This window comes from Aliarcobacter faecis (assembly GCF_013201705.1).
GTDB lineage: Bacteria > Campylobacterota > Campylobacteria > Campylobacterales > Arcobacteraceae > Aliarcobacter > Aliarcobacter faecis.
The window spans coordinates 2,025,763-2,039,436 of the sequence record NZ_CP053837.1 but is presented as its reverse complement, the minus strand read 5'-3'; the positions used below and the strand labels follow the sequence as shown (position 1 = coordinate 2,039,436).

The 13,674-nt window shown below is 28.2% G+C and carries 16 protein-coding genes; 8 read left to right on the top strand and 8 right to left on the bottom strand.

All coding sequences use genetic code 11. The features are described from left to right. Positions 1-12: 12 nt before the first annotated feature. Positions 13-831, bottom strand: a complete 819-nt coding sequence (panC, locus tag AFAEC_RS10255) for a pantoate--beta-alanine ligase (protein WP_026805021.1) — start codon at positions 829-831, stop codon at positions 13-15. Between the two features lie 24 nt (positions 832-855). After that, positions 856-1,815, bottom strand: coding sequence for an ABC transporter permease (locus AFAEC_RS10250; protein ID WP_026805022.1), 960 nt, complete (start codon positions 1,813-1,815; stop codon positions 856-858). 28 nt (positions 1,816-1,843) lie between these two features. On the opposite strand from AFAEC_RS10250, the gene acpS reads away from it, so the two are divergent. After that, positions 1,844-2,197 carry a holo-ACP synthase gene (gene acpS / locus AFAEC_RS10245; protein ID WP_026805023.1) on the top strand — a complete coding sequence of 118 codons (354 nt, stop codon included), beginning with the start codon at positions 1,844-1,846 and terminating at the stop codon, positions 2,195-2,197. A gap of 156 nt (positions 2,198-2,353) precedes the next feature. Then, positions 2,354-2,950 (top strand): FmdE family protein, encoded by a 597-nt coding sequence (locus AFAEC_RS10240; RefSeq protein WP_026805024.1) that lies wholly within the window; start codon positions 2,354-2,356, stop codon positions 2,948-2,950. A 154-nt stretch (positions 2,951-3,104) separates the two neighbouring features. Here AFAEC_RS10240 and ruvX read toward each other — a convergent pair whose 3' ends face one another. Together ruvX and AFAEC_RS10230 are read right to left on the bottom strand one after the other, a co-directional pair. Continuing rightward, positions 3,105-3,494 carry a Holliday junction resolvase RuvX gene (gene ruvX, locus AFAEC_RS10235; protein ID WP_026805025.1) on the bottom strand — a complete coding sequence of 130 codons (390 nt, stop codon included), beginning with the start codon at positions 3,492-3,494 and terminating at the stop codon, positions 3,105-3,107. Beyond that, positions 3,491-4,405: a methylenetetrahydrofolate reductase gene (locus AFAEC_RS10230; RefSeq protein ID WP_026805026.1), complete on the bottom strand. Its 915-nt coding sequence runs from the start codon at positions 4,403-4,405 to the stop codon at positions 3,491-3,493. The genes ruvX and AFAEC_RS10230 overlap by 4 nt, the downstream gene beginning before the upstream one ends. Positions 4,406-4,487: 82 nt before the next feature. Between AFAEC_RS10230 and serB the strand changes: the two genes are divergently transcribed. The 3 genes from serB (at position 4,488) to AFAEC_RS10215 (ending at position 7,525) form a co-directional block, all read left to right on the top strand. Further along, positions 4,488-5,114, top strand: a complete 627-nt coding sequence (gene serB / locus AFAEC_RS10225; RefSeq protein WP_026805027.1) for a phosphoserine phosphatase SerB — start codon at positions 4,488-4,490, stop codon at positions 5,112-5,114. Positions 5,115-5,116: 2 nt separating this feature from the next. Further along, positions 5,117-6,109, top strand: a complete 993-nt coding sequence (locus AFAEC_RS10220; protein ID WP_026805028.1) for a transaldolase — start codon at positions 5,117-5,119, stop codon at positions 6,107-6,109. Positions 6,110-6,172: 63 nt separating this feature from the next. Continuing rightward, entirely contained in the window at positions 6,173-7,525 is a 1,353-nt protein-coding gene (locus AFAEC_RS10215) for a class II 3-deoxy-7-phosphoheptulonate synthase (protein ID WP_026805029.1), read from the top strand. A 59-nt stretch (positions 7,526-7,584) separates the two neighbouring features. Here the strand turns inward: AFAEC_RS10215 and AFAEC_RS10210 are convergent, their stop codons facing one another. The 3 genes from AFAEC_RS10210 to tgt are packed head-to-tail and all read right to left on the bottom strand — an operon-like array spanning position 7,585 to position 9,411. Further along, a complete protein-coding gene (locus tag AFAEC_RS10210) occupies positions 7,585-7,926 on the bottom strand; it encodes an arsenate reductase family protein (protein WP_026805030.1) in 342 nt (113 codons plus the stop codon). Positions 7,927-7,935: 9 nt separating this feature from the next. Further along, the gene (gene gatC / locus AFAEC_RS10205; RefSeq protein WP_034216036.1) at positions 7,936-8,229 is read right to left on the bottom strand and encodes an Asp-tRNA(Asn)/Glu-tRNA(Gln) amidotransferase subunit GatC; all 294 of its coding nucleotides are present in this window, start codon (positions 8,227-8,229) and stop codon (positions 7,936-7,938) included. Between the two features lie 60 nt (positions 8,230-8,289). Further along, entirely contained in the window at positions 8,290-9,411 is a 1,122-nt protein-coding gene (tgt, locus tag AFAEC_RS10200) for a tRNA guanosine(34) transglycosylase Tgt (protein WP_026805032.1), read from the bottom strand. 104 nt (positions 9,412-9,515) lie between these two features. Between tgt and AFAEC_RS10195 the strand changes: the two genes are divergently transcribed. From AFAEC_RS10195 to murC, 3 genes are read left to right on the top strand one after another with little or no spacing between them, the layout of a single operon-like run. Then, on the top strand, positions 9,516-10,943 hold the full coding sequence (locus tag AFAEC_RS10195) for a COG3400 family protein (protein WP_225442375.1): 1,428 nt from the start codon (positions 9,516-9,518) through the stop codon (positions 10,941-10,943). A 12-nt stretch (positions 10,944-10,955) separates the two neighbouring features. Beyond that, entirely contained in the window at positions 10,956-11,543 is a 588-nt protein-coding gene (locus AFAEC_RS10190) for a hypothetical protein (protein WP_026805034.1), read from the top strand. Next, on the top strand, positions 11,543-12,847 hold the full coding sequence (gene murC / locus AFAEC_RS10185) for a UDP-N-acetylmuramate--L-alanine ligase (RefSeq protein WP_026805035.1): 1,305 nt from the start codon (positions 11,543-11,545) through the stop codon (positions 12,845-12,847). Before AFAEC_RS10190 ends, murC begins: the two co-directional genes overlap by 1 nt. A gap of 23 nt (positions 12,848-12,870) precedes the next feature. On the opposite strand, the gene AFAEC_RS10180 is transcribed toward murC, so the two are convergent. Continuing rightward, the gene (locus AFAEC_RS10180; RefSeq protein ID WP_026805036.1) at positions 12,871-13,644 is read right to left on the bottom strand and encodes a DNA-processing protein DprA; all 774 of its coding nucleotides are present in this window, start codon (positions 13,642-13,644) and stop codon (positions 12,871-12,873) included. Positions 13,645-13,674 lie beyond the last annotated feature (30 nt).

Sequence of the window (13,674 nt, the reverse complement as noted above, 5' to 3'; positions counted from 1 at the left end):
CAGTTTCCTATTCTACATCCAAATATTATCAAGCAGTCTTACATTTCCAAATCTTACAACAACTAAAATTATTGTATTTGAAGGTTCTATAACTTCTATTTCATCAAATCTTTTATCTACAACTTTTACATATTCAATATCAAGAGGAGCTAAAACTTCATATATTTTATCTTTTACTATATTTGCATCTCTTTCACCTTTAGCTATTAAATTTCCAGCCATATAGATTGATTTTGAGATTTTAAGAGCTTCTTGTTTCTGTTCAATACTTAAATATACATTTCTAGAACTCATTGCTAGTCCACTATTTTCTCGTACAATATCACAAGGAATGATATTTATAGGTAAAAATAAATTTTTTACCATTTGTTGTATAAGTGCCAGTTGTTGAGCATCTTTTTTTCCAAAATAGGCATTTGTTGCTTGTGTTAGATTAAATAGTTTTAAAACAACTTGTAAAACTCCATCAAAATGACCAGGTCTTGTAAAGCCTTCTAAAACATAACTATTTTGTGGAGCTTTTATTAAAACTTCATCTTCTTCATACATAGTTTTTATATCAGGCATAAAAAGATAATCAACTTTACACATTTGACAAATTTTTATATCTGCTTCCTCTTTTCTTGGATATGTACTTAAATCTTCGCCTTTCAAAAATTGAGTTGGATTTACAAAAATTGATACTATTACAATCTCATTTTCTTCTCTAGCTTTTTTTATAAGTGAGATATGCCCATCGTGTAAGGCTCCCATTGTAGGTACAAATCCAATAGTTCCTTTAAGTGTTTTTCTAATATTTTTTAACTCTTCAACTGTTTTTATTATTTGCAATATTTTTCCTTTTATATTCTAATTTTATTTCTCATTGTAGTTTGGATTTAGTTTAAGTAATACTAAATCAGCAAACATATTTCCAATAAGTGTTAAAAATGCACCAATTATAAGTATTCCCATAATTACTGGATAATCATGGCTTAAAGCACTTTGATAAAATAATAAGCCCATTCCATCTATTGAAAATATTGTTTCAAGTATTACACTTCCACCAACAACTGCTGGTAGCGAAAGACCTAAAAGTGTGATAACTGGTGGGTATAAGTTTGGTAGGATATAGTATCTTAAAATCTGTTTTTTGTTTAAACCTCTAGCATGAGCAAAAAAGATATAATCACTTTTTAAAATTTCAATTGTTAAAGCTCTTATATATAAAATCAAACTTCCAATTCCACCAAAAACTATTATAAATATTGGTAAAACCAAATGCCAAGCAAAATCTAAATAGTAAGTAAAACTTCCATCATTTGTTACATTATGAAGTCCAGCTATTGGAAAAAGTTCAAATTTTATAGAAAAGATTAGCACTAAAACTAATGCTAGATAAAAAGAGGGCATTGAAAAACTCAAAAGTGAAAGTTGCTTTGTGAATTTATCAAAAAAACTATTTTGACTCATTGCTGATTTTATTCCAAAATATAGTGAAATGATGAATATTAGTACCATAGAGATAATATTTATAGTTAAAGTTATAGGGATTCTACTTAAAATCTCCTCTTTTACTGTTGCTCCACTTGAAAAAGATATTCCAAAATCAAAATGTAAGATTGAGTAAAACCAAGAAAAAAACTGTATATATAAAGGTTTATCAAGTCCATAAATAGCTTTTAACTGCTCTATTGCTTCGGGAGTGATATTTGGATTTAACTCTCCACTTGCAAAAAATGAGTTTGGAGCTAAATTTATAGCAATAAAAGAGATTAAGCTAATGATAAATAGCATAACAATAATATATAATAATTTTTTTAAAAATAGATTCATAGATAAATTATACAAAAGATAGGTTTAAATGATAGGTATAGATATAGTAGGCATAGATAGGGTAAAAAAGTTGTATGAAAAGTTTGGGGATAAGTTTTATGATAGATTTCTAAATGAAGATGAAAAGATTTTTATAAAATCTACTCAAACAGCAGCTGGATTTTGGGCAGCAAAGGAAGCTGCTAGTAAGGCAATAGGAACAGGAATTGGAGAAGTTTGTAGTTTTTATGATATAAAAATAAAAAAAGATAAAAACAATGCTCCAAAGATAAAATATAGTAAAAAACTAAAGAAAAAATTTAAAATAAAAAAATCATCTTTAAGTATAACCCATGATGGTGGCTTTGCTATAGCAGTTGTTGTAAATATAATAAAAGAGTAGCACTTTGATATAAATCAATGTATAGTAATTTTTTATATAATAAAATGCCTCACTCTGTAAAAAGAGCTTGCTAAGATGGGTTTGCCCCTGAATCTCTCCTAATAAACCCATCTAGCAAATTTTTAGTTACTTACAAATTTTATATAAAGGGTGCAAATGAAAAATATAGATTTTTTTGATAGTGTTGAAAGTATAGTTTTAAAAGATAAATTGGGTCAATTTTTAGGTGTTGATGAAGATTTTACATATACATTTAAAGATGTGGTGAAGCTTAGTGGTCACTCTTGCCCTACTGTTGCTGGTGCATACCTTATGACTTTAAAGGCGTTAAAAGAACTATATAAAGATGAATTGCCAGTTCGTGGTGAAATTAAAGTTGAATTAAGAGATGTAAAGAGCTTTGGAACAACAGGAGTTTTAGCAAATGTTGCTTCTTTTATAACTGGTGCAAAAGAGGAAGATGGATTTAAAGGCTTACAAGGTCAATATTTTAGAAATAATCTACTTAAATATGAATCTTCTATAAGAGGTGATATAAAATTTACAAGGCTTGATAATAATAAAAGTGTTGAAATAATGTATGATTTATCTAATGTAACTCTAAGTGGTTTTGATGCTAAGTTAATGCAAAAAGGTTTGCAAGGAGTAGCTTCAAAAGAGGAACTTGAAATTTTTGGAACGGCTTGGCAAGAAAGAGTTAAAGAGATCCTTCTAAAATATAAAGATGAAGTTGTAAAGGTATTAATTTACTGATTTTTTGTATTATCCAAAAAATTTTAAAATAGCCTGTTGCTAAATTTGTCATAAAATCAGTATAAAACTTCAATTTTATTTACAAGAAATTTACTTATTAAGTAAAACTATACAGCAGCTATTAAAGTGTAGTAAGGATTAAATATAAAATTCATTACCTTTTTTTGCTTTTTGTTAAATATCTCTCCAAAATTATTTTTGCAGCTAATGAATCAACTCTTCCATCTCTTTTATATTTTATTTCACCTTTAATTAACTCTTCTGCTTCAATAGAACTCATATTCTCTTCTTGAAATTCATAAGGAATTTTTAACTCTAAAAGTGAAGTAAAGTGTTTAATTCTATTTTGTGTATCTTCATTTGAACTTGGAAATCCAATTATTAATTTATCTATTTCCCACTCTTTTAAAAAAGTATTTACATCTAGGGCTGCTTGGTTTCTATTTTTTCTTATAATTGCATTTTGAGGAGTTACAATATCGCTTGTAAGACAAATAGCAACTCCTATTCTTTTTAAACCAATATCTATAGAAGCTAATTTCAACCTATAATCTCACTTGCAACTTCAAATTTATTATTTGCAGTCATTAGGTGAATTTTTGGGTGAATTTTATTTATTTCATTAAATAAATCTCTACTTAATTGCATTCCAACTTTATACTCCTCATCCTCACTAATACTATGAGCACGTTCTAGTTCATCAATCCAAAATTGAGGTACATGAATGCCTGGAACTTGAGCAGATAAGAATAGAGCAGTTCTAAGTTTTGTTATAGGGAATAGACCTAAGATTAATTGAGCTTTTTTCTTCTCACCTTCAACACCCTCTTTTGCAATTTCAAAGCTTTCAAGAAGTTTTTTAACATTTTCAATATCAAAAACAGGTTGAGTGATAACTCCAACAGCACCATTTTGGATTTTTAGATGCATCTTTTTTTCTAAAGAGCCAAAACTTTTAGCATAGGCATTTACAACTGCGAATGGAAAAATCTGTTTAGGTTCTATTTTAAAAGGTCGTCCTGCAAAATCCATACCATAATTAAAAGATTTAATCATTTTTAAAAGCATTAAAGAGTTTGCTTCAAAAACACCTTTACTATTTGGTTGGTCACTCATTTTTGCTGGGTCTCCAGTTAAAGCCAAAATTGCTCTTATATCAAAATCATTTGCACCAAGTAAATCAGATTGTAAAGATATTTTATTTCTATCTCTCATAGACATTGTCGCAATTACAGGTTTTTTAAACTCTTGTTGAAGTTTTAAACTTGCAAAAAGTGAAGAGTATTTTAGTTTTGCCAAAGGGTTATCTGTACAAGTAAAACCATCTACTTTTTCATTAATTTTAAATTTCTTAATTTTTTCAATAATATTATGCATTGATGGTTCGTGTTGAGGTGTTGTTTCAAGAGTTAAATATTTATCTTCTTGAAGTTTAGAAATAAGTGTTTCAAACATTTTAGAATATATTCCTTTTAAACTATTTTAGTTAAATTTAGCTAATATTATACCTTTTAATATTTAAAGTTTTAGGATATTTATGAAATTAGCAGTTTTTGATTTTGATTCAACACTTATGGATGGAGAGACAATTGATATATTAGCTCAAGAGTTTGGTTTAGGTGATGAAGTTAAAAAAATTACCGAAGAAGCAATGAGTGGAAGATTAGATTTTTTTGAATCATTAATCCAAAGAGTAGTACTTCTAAAAGGAATGCCCTATAAAAAAGTTGTGGATATTTGTAAAGATTTACCTTTAATGAAAGGTTCTTATGAGATTGTAACTGAATTGAAAAAAATGGATTATAAAGTGGTTTGTTTTAGTGGTGGATTTAGAGTGGGAACAAGTCCAGCTAAAGAAAAACTAGGACTTGATGCTGATTTTTCAAATATCTTACATGAAAAAGAAGGAGTTTTAACAGGTCTTGTTGGTGGTGATATGATGTTTGGTTATTCAAAAGGTGATATGATAAGAAGATTACAAAATCTTTTAAAAGTTTCAAAAGAGGATACTTTAGTTTGTGGAGATGGTGCAAATGATTTAAGTATGTTTGCTGAGGCTAATACAAAAATTGCTTTTTGTGCAAAAGAGGTACTTAAAAAAGAGGCAAATATCGTAATAGATACAAAAGATTTGACAGAAATTTTAAAACATATAAAGGCTTAGAAATGGGATTATTTGAAGATATAAACTACTCAATTTGGTGTGATTTTATTGAAAGAGATTTTTTAGAAAATAGATTTCAAGAGATTATAAATGATGGAACAATTAAAGGTGCTACATCAAATCCAGCTATTTTTGAAGCTTCAATTACAGGTTCGGTTGCATATAAACAGCAACTTGATATGCTTCAAGCAAATGAACAAAAAAGAATTTATGAAGAGTTAGCTTTAACTGATATTAAAAGAGCAGCAACTCTTTTAGAACCACTTCATAAAATTAATACAAATGATGGATTTATTTCGATAGAAGTTGATCCACTTTTATGTGATGATGCAGCAGGAACTATTGAAGAGGGACTTAGAATTTATAAAAGTTTAAATTGTGATAATGTGATGATAAAAATCCCTGCTACAGAAGCTGGATATATAGCAATGAGAGAGCTTAGTTCAAGAGGAATTCATATAAATGCAACTTTGATTTTTTCACCTGATCAAGCAAAAAAATGTGCTATGGCACTTGATGAAGGAATAAAAGATTCAAATAAAGATACAAAAGGAGTTGTCTCTATTTTTGTTTCAAGATTTGATAGATTAATGGATACAACTTTTAGTACAAAGATGTTACAAACTTCTAAATTAGGAATTGTAAATGCTACAAAATGTTATCATGAGATAAATAAATTAGAGAATCAAAATATTAGAACACTTTTTGCAAGTACAGGTGTAAAAGGAAATGAATTAAGCCCTAGTTATTATGTAGATAATTTAATCTATCCAAACTCAATAAATACAGCACCTCTTGGAACTATTGAGGATTGGTTAAGGGATGGTAAAAAAGAGCAAAGCTCTATTATGAGTGAAGATGAGTGTAATAAATATTTTACTCTTCTTCAACAAAATGGAATAAATATGAGTGAAGTTTATGAAAAACTTTTAAGTGATGGGCTTGAAGCATTTAAAATATCATTTAAAGAGTTGTTATCTAAATTAAAACATTAATTTTACTTTAAGAGATATTGGATAAAATTTTTCCAATGATAAAATATAAAGAAAGGTGATAAAATGAAAAACTGGAGTCCAAGTAGTTGGAGAGATTTTCCAATAAAACAGCAACCAACATATAATGATTTAGATATTTTAAAAAATGTTGAAAAAGAGTTAGCTTCTTATCCACCACTTATTTTTGCAGGTGAAGCACTAAATCTTAAAAAACAACTTGCAAATGTTGTAAATGGAGAGGCTTTTTTACTTCAAGGTGGAGATTGTGCTGAGAGTTTTAGCTCTTTTAATGCACAAAATATAAAAGATTTATTTAAAGTAATTATGCAAATGGCAGTAGTTCTTACTTTTTCAGGTGGTTGTCCTGTTGTAAAAGTAGGAAGAGTTGCTGGACAATTTGCAAAGCCTAGAAGTGCTGATTTTGAAGATATAAATGGAATAACTCTTCCTTCTTATAGAGGAGATATTATAAATGATATGGATTTTACAAATGATGCAAGAGAACCAAAAGCAAAAAAACTTTTAAAAGCATATAATCAAAGTGCAGCAACTATGAATCTTTTAAGAGCATTTTCAAGAGGTGGAATGGCTGATTTAAATCAAGTTCATTTATGGAATTTAGACTTTGTAAAAGATAATACTTTGGGTGCTAAATATGAAGAGTTAGCAGATAAAATATCTCAAAGTTTGGCATTTATGAGAGCTTGTGGAATTACAAGTGAGAATACTCCACAATTAAATCAAACTACACTGTTTACATCTCATGAAGCTCTTTTATTAAACTATGAAGAGGCATTAACTAGAAGAGATTCAATAACAGGTGATTGGTTTAACTGTTCAGCTCATATGCTTTGGATAGGAGATAGAACAAGAGATTTAGATGGAGCTCATCTTGAGTATTTTAGGGGAATAAAAAACCCTATTGGTTGTAAAGTTGGACCATCTATGAAAGAGGATGAACTAATTAGACTAATAGATGCTTTAAACCCACAAAATGAAGCTGGAAGATTAAATCTAATTGTTCGAATGGGAAATGAAAAGATTGCAGAACATTTCCCAAAACTTTTAGCAAGAGTTGAAAAAGAGGGTAAAAAAGTGTTATGGTCAAGTGATCCAATGCATGGAAATACTATAAAAGCAGATAATGGTTATAAAACTAGAGATTTTGAAGCAATTTTAGGAGAGGTTAAACAGTTCTTCCAAATTCATAAGGCTCAAGGTTCTTATGCAGGTGGAATACATCTTGAAATGACAGGACAAAATGTAACAGAGTGTACAGGAAGTAGATCTTCTGCTATTACACAAAGTGATTTAGCAAGTAGATACCACACTCAATGTGATCCAAGATTGAATGCTGACCAAGCTTTAGAGTTGTCATTTATGATAGCAAATACTCTAAAAGAGGCTAGAAAGTAGGAAGGGTAATTAACTTTTCTTACTCAATGATATAAGAAATATATTAAAGAATAGGAAGATTATAAAAAAATCTTCTTATACTCTTCTTCATTCCAAGCAACTATGAGTTTATCCCCAAACTCAATAACAGGTCTTTTAAAAAGCATTGGCTCTTTTGCTAAATACTCTTTTTTACCACCACTATCAAGATTTAAATCTTTTAAATTCATAGTTTTATATTTTGTACCCTTACTATTAAAAAGTATATTGATATCAACTTTTTGTGACCATTTTTCAATAGTTTCTAAATCTATTTTTGTAGTTTTAAAATCTACAAACTCTACTTCAATATTGTGGTCTTTGAAAAATTTTAAAGCACTTTTTACACTTCCACAAGTTTTTATACCATAAACTTTAATCATCCTAAAACCTTACTCTATGATTTTTGGAACTACAAAGTAGTTATCTTCACTTTTTGGTGCATTTTTTAAAATAGCATCAGATATTTCTTTACTAGAAACTGCAATATCTTCTCTAAAAGGAGTACCTCCACTAATAGTGCTAAAAGTTGCTTGAACATTTGAAACATCAACTTCATTTAGGTTGTTTACAAACTCAAGCATTTGTGAAATATCATTTTTGATTTTTTCTTTATTTTCATCTTCTATTTTTAAGCTTGAAAGCTTTTCTAGTTTTGCTAGTAATTTATCATCAACTGTATTCATTGTTTTCCTTATTTTAAATATCTTTTAATTTTTTGGGTTTTTATTTTATCAAAAAATAGTTTATTTGCCTCTTTTTGTATAAAACTCTTTTTTAAACTCTACCCAATTATTAGCTAATATTGCCTCTCTTGCTTGTCCCATTAAATTTAAATAGTAAGTAATATTATGGATAGAAGCTAATCTAAAATATGTTATCTCTCCTGCACGAAGTAGGTGATTTAAATATGCTCTTGTAAAATTTTTACAAGTGTAGCATTCACACTCCTCATCAATTGGTTTACTATCCTCTTTAAATTCAGCTTTTTTTATATTTAGTCTTCCAAAGCTAGTAAAAAGTGTACCATTTCTTGCATTTCTTGTAGGCATTACACAATCAAACATATCAACGCCTCGTTCGATATTTTCTATTAAATCTTCTGGTGTTCCAACTCCCATTAAATATCTTGGTTTATTTTCGGGCATAAATTGTGTAGTCCACTCTACTGTATCATACATATCTTGATTTGGTTCACCAACACTTAATCCACCAATAGCAAAACCATCAAAATCTTCCATAGCACAAAGTTGTTCAGCACTTAGTTTTCTAAACTCTTTAGAAGTTCCACCTTGAATAATTGCAAAAATATTTTGATGAATTCCTACTCCTTTTGCTTTTTGTTCTATATGGTAATCTATTGCTTCTTTTGCCCATTTTGTTGTTCGTTCGATTGATTTTTTAATTCTTTCATCAGAATTAGGTAATGCTACTAAATCATCTAGTATCATCATAATATCGCTATTTAACTCATATTGAGTATCCAAAACACTTTTTGGTGTAAAGTAGTGACGACTTCCATCTATATGTGATTTAAACATTATTCCATTTTCATCTGGCTTTGAGTTATCACTTAAAGAAAATGCTTGAAAACCACCACTATCAGTTAAAAATGAGTTTGGAAATTTTGAAAAACCATGAAGTCCACCAAATTTTTTGATTAACTTGCTAGTAGGTCTTAAATATAAATGATAAGTATTTCCTAAAATGATTTTTGCACCCATTTCAAGCATGTCCTTTGCATCAAGAGCTTTTACTGTTCCTTGAGTACCAACTGGCATAAAAACGGGAGTTAAAATTGTGCTATGAGCTGTTTTTATTGTGCAGGCTCTTGCACCTTTTGAAGTTGCATTAATTTGAAATTCCATAAATTTTATAAACCTTTTTTGAAAGTGGATTTCAATCCTACTTTTATTAAAAATAGATTCTATCCAAAATCTACTATTAAACTTTTTAAGATATAATTTTGCCCATGAAAAAAATATTAATTATACTTGATGGAATAGTTGCAAAAAAGTTACTTCAAAGAATAGTTGAGTCAAATACTGGCGATAATAACTATGATGTTGTATATTTAAATGATGTTATTTTGCCAATTCAAAAACCTTCAAATTTTACCTTTTATAAGTTTGACCCAACTTCAAATTCAAAATTGGCTATGGTTTTAGCAAAAAATATTCATAGTGAAGTTTTGATGGCTCTTAATTCAAAAGATGAGATGCTTAGTGTTATTAAAAATATAAGAGATTATAAAAAAAACCTTCAAATTACAATTTTAGATTATTGGGGGATAAAGCTAAATGATTCATTTCTAAATATATATAAAGGGATTGAAGTTTTAGCAAATGGAATGGTTGAAAGATTACCAAATGTACCAGTTTTAGCACAAAATATTGGGCTTAAACAAGGTGAAATTATGGAGATAAGAGTTCCTTTTGGAAGTTCTTATGCTTATAGGTCAATAGCTTCAATTGAGCAAAAACAGTGGAGAATTTTTGGGATTTATAGAAACCAAAAAATGCTAGATTTAAAACCAACTTTAGTTTTAAAACCAAATGATATTATTTTGGTTATTGGAAAACCTGCAGTATTAATGAATATTTATAGTGTTATAGGTAAAACACAAGGTCAATTTCCTATGCCATTTGGAAGTAAAATCTATCTATATTTAGATCTTTATTTTGAGAATGAAAAGAGTGTAAAAAAAGCTATTGATGAGGCTAAATTTTTAAATAATAAGCTTAAAAATTCTCTATTAATTATAAAAATAACAAGACCAACAACTGTTTCCATAATGAATATGATAAAAGAGGAGGTTAAACATTTCCCTACTATTATTTTACAAATTGATTATGCAAATAAAGGTTTTAAAGAGATAATTAAAGAGGATAGTAGAAAATATAATATTGGTTTATTGATGTTAACACTCTCTATGTTTAAAGATAAAGAGGGAATAAAACATATTTTAGAACTTAAAATCCCAATATTTAAATTTGGAAAAGAGAGTTTAAGAGCTGTAAAAAATGTTGGAGTTGTTTTAAATGAGAGCGGAAGTTATGAGCAAATATCTCCAATAGTTTTTGATGTTGCAACTCAGCTTAAAATAAAAACAAAAATTTTTGATTTTGATCCTATTGGAGAAAAAGATAATCAAGTAAGATTACTTGACCATTTTGAGAGTTTGGCAAAAATATTTAATGAAAAACTTGAGATTATTCAAGGAGATGAAAATCCAATAAGAGAGCTCAAAAAACAAAAAGATATGCTTCAAATACTCCCTTTAAAAGAAAAAATGTTTAGAAAAAGATTTTTTATTAAGTTTTTTTATACAAATAGTGATTTAATCTCTTTTGATATGGATAAATTTAATCAAATATTAATTCCAGTATCTGAAGATTAAAAAAGGAAACAAATGACACCAAATGAGCTTGATGAAGCAAGAACAAATCCTGAATTTCTAAAATATTTAGAAGAGGCAAGAGTTAATTCAATAAAAGAGAAAAATATTGCTTTAATGTATGAAACTCTTGATTCCATGTTGGTTTTAGATTTAGATGAAGAGAAAATAAACTCTTTGTATGAAGAGATTTTGAAATTAGCATTTTTAAGTGTTGAAAAACTTTTAAGTAAAAAAGAGAGACTTGATTTAAATGAACCAAATATTTTTTACATAAGAGCTTTGTATGAACATTCTATAGAGAAATGGACAAATGAAAATATATCTGGAGCAAAAGAGCTATTTTTTGTAATTGCAAATATTATAGATGATGAAGCTTTGAAAGATGCAATAAATTGTAAGCTTATATTTTTAAATAAAGATATGAGTTTTGATGAGTTTTATGATGGCTTTGTTGATTTAGAAGCTGTTAGTAATGATGAGAAATATGGTTACTTTTTGATAAATTTCAATTTTAATACTAAAGATTTTTTAAAAGATAATCAGAATATTTTAGAAGAAGAGTATAAAAGTTTACAACATTTAATAATGGAGAGAAAGTAGTGAGAGTTCATTTTATAGGAATTGGAGGAATTGGGCTTTCAGCCTTAGCTAGATTTTTGAATTTTGATGGACATAGTGTAAGTGGGAGTGATATGAAAAGCTCTTCAATTACAAAAGATTTAGAAAAAGAGGGAATAAAAGTATCTTGTCCACAAGAATCAAAGAATATAAGTGATGATTTAGATTTAGTTATTTACTCAGCTGCAGTTACAGATGAAAATCCAGAATTAATAGAAGCTAGACTTAAACAAATAAGAACTCTTTCAAGAAAAGAGGCTTTACCAATAATTTTAGGAGATAAGAAAAACTATTGTGTAGCTGGAGCTCATGGAAAATCTACAACAACAGCCATCTTGGCAACTATTTTAGAAAGTAGTGCTTTAATAGGAGCAATATCTAAAGAGTTTGGTTCAAATTTTAGATATGTAAATGATATTGTTGCTTTTGAAGCAGATGAGTCTGATGCCTCTTTTTTACTTTCAAATCCATATTGTGCAATAGTTACAAATGCTGAACCTGAGCATATGGAGTATTATCACTATGATTATGATAAATTTTATGAATCTTATGAAACTTTTTTAAGCTTGGCAAAAAAAAGAGTTGTAAATGCTGAAGATAAAGATATTGCTAAACTAAAAATAGAAGATGCAACTTATCTTTACCCATCAAAAGATATAAAGAACCTTTGTTATACAACTAAAAATGGTGAGCCTTGTACAAAATTTGATTTAAAAGATTTTGGAACTTTTGAAGTTTGGGGATTTGGTTTTCATATAGCTACAAATGCTTCTTTAGCAATACTTGCAGCTTTAAATGAACTTGATATAGAAACTATTAGAAAAAATCTTTTAAACTATAAAGGAATAAAAAAGAGATTTGATATAGTTCAATCAAATGAGAAATTTGTTGTAATTGATGATTATGCACATCATCCAACAGAGATAGAAGCAACTATGAAATCAATTGAGTTATATGACAATCTTACAAATTTTAATAATAGAATAGTTCTTTGGCAACCACATAAATATTCAAGAACTTCAGATAATCTTGAAGGGTTTAAAAAGTGTTTTAGAAGATGTGATGAGCTTATTATTTTACCACTTTGGACAGTTGCAGGTGAGAAAAAAATAGATATAGATTTTGAAAAAGAGTTTGCTAGTTATAATCCAATTTTTGCGGATAGAATAGTATCTTATAAAGGAAAAATAGAGTTAATTAAAGATGATAAAATCATAAAAACTTATGAAGATGGTATATTTTTAGGAGTTGGTGCAGGAGATATTACTTATCAATTGAGATATTAAAATACAAAGATTAAAGGGAGATGTTATTTTATAATTACTTTCCCATTTTGTATCTCAATTTTACCCAATAACTCATATTCAAAAACTTTATCTCCATATTTAAAAACAGCTTCATTATATGGTGGATTGATTTTGCAATACTCTAAAAACTCATCTTTGATATCTTCTTGAATAGTATTTCCAAACTGTGATATAAACTGATTAATATCATAAATTGCTTTTACCAAACCTTTTGCTAAGAGTTGATTTGTAGCTTCACTCTCCCCAATTCTATGTGGTAGGACATATATCTCTTTATTCATTTTAAGTGCATATTCTAGGCTTCTCATACTTCCAGATTTTATATCTGCATAGGTAACTATTAAAATATCACTTAGTGCAACTATAAGCTCATTTCTTATAGCAAAGTTTCTAGGTAGGGAAGGGGTATTTATAGGAAATTGGCTTAAAACTAAACCTTGTTGTTCTATATCTTGAATTAATCTTTTATTTATAGCTGGATAGCGAATATCAAGTCCCGTACCACTTATCATAATGGTCTTAGACGGAGTAGCAGATTTATGGGCTATTGTATCTACTCCTACTGCTCCACCACTTACTATAACATTTCCCAATTGTGATAATAAATTTGCAATTTTTTGAGTTACAATAGCAGAATATTGAGAAGGAGTACGACTGCCAACTATTCCAATCTTTCTTTTTTTTAGAAGTTCTAAATTTCCCATGTAAAAAAGTTCATTAGGGTATTTTTTCATAAGATTTAGATAAGGAATTTCAAAGTCAATTTTTTTAATCATTTAAAAGCCTAATAAAATAACTTAAATTAT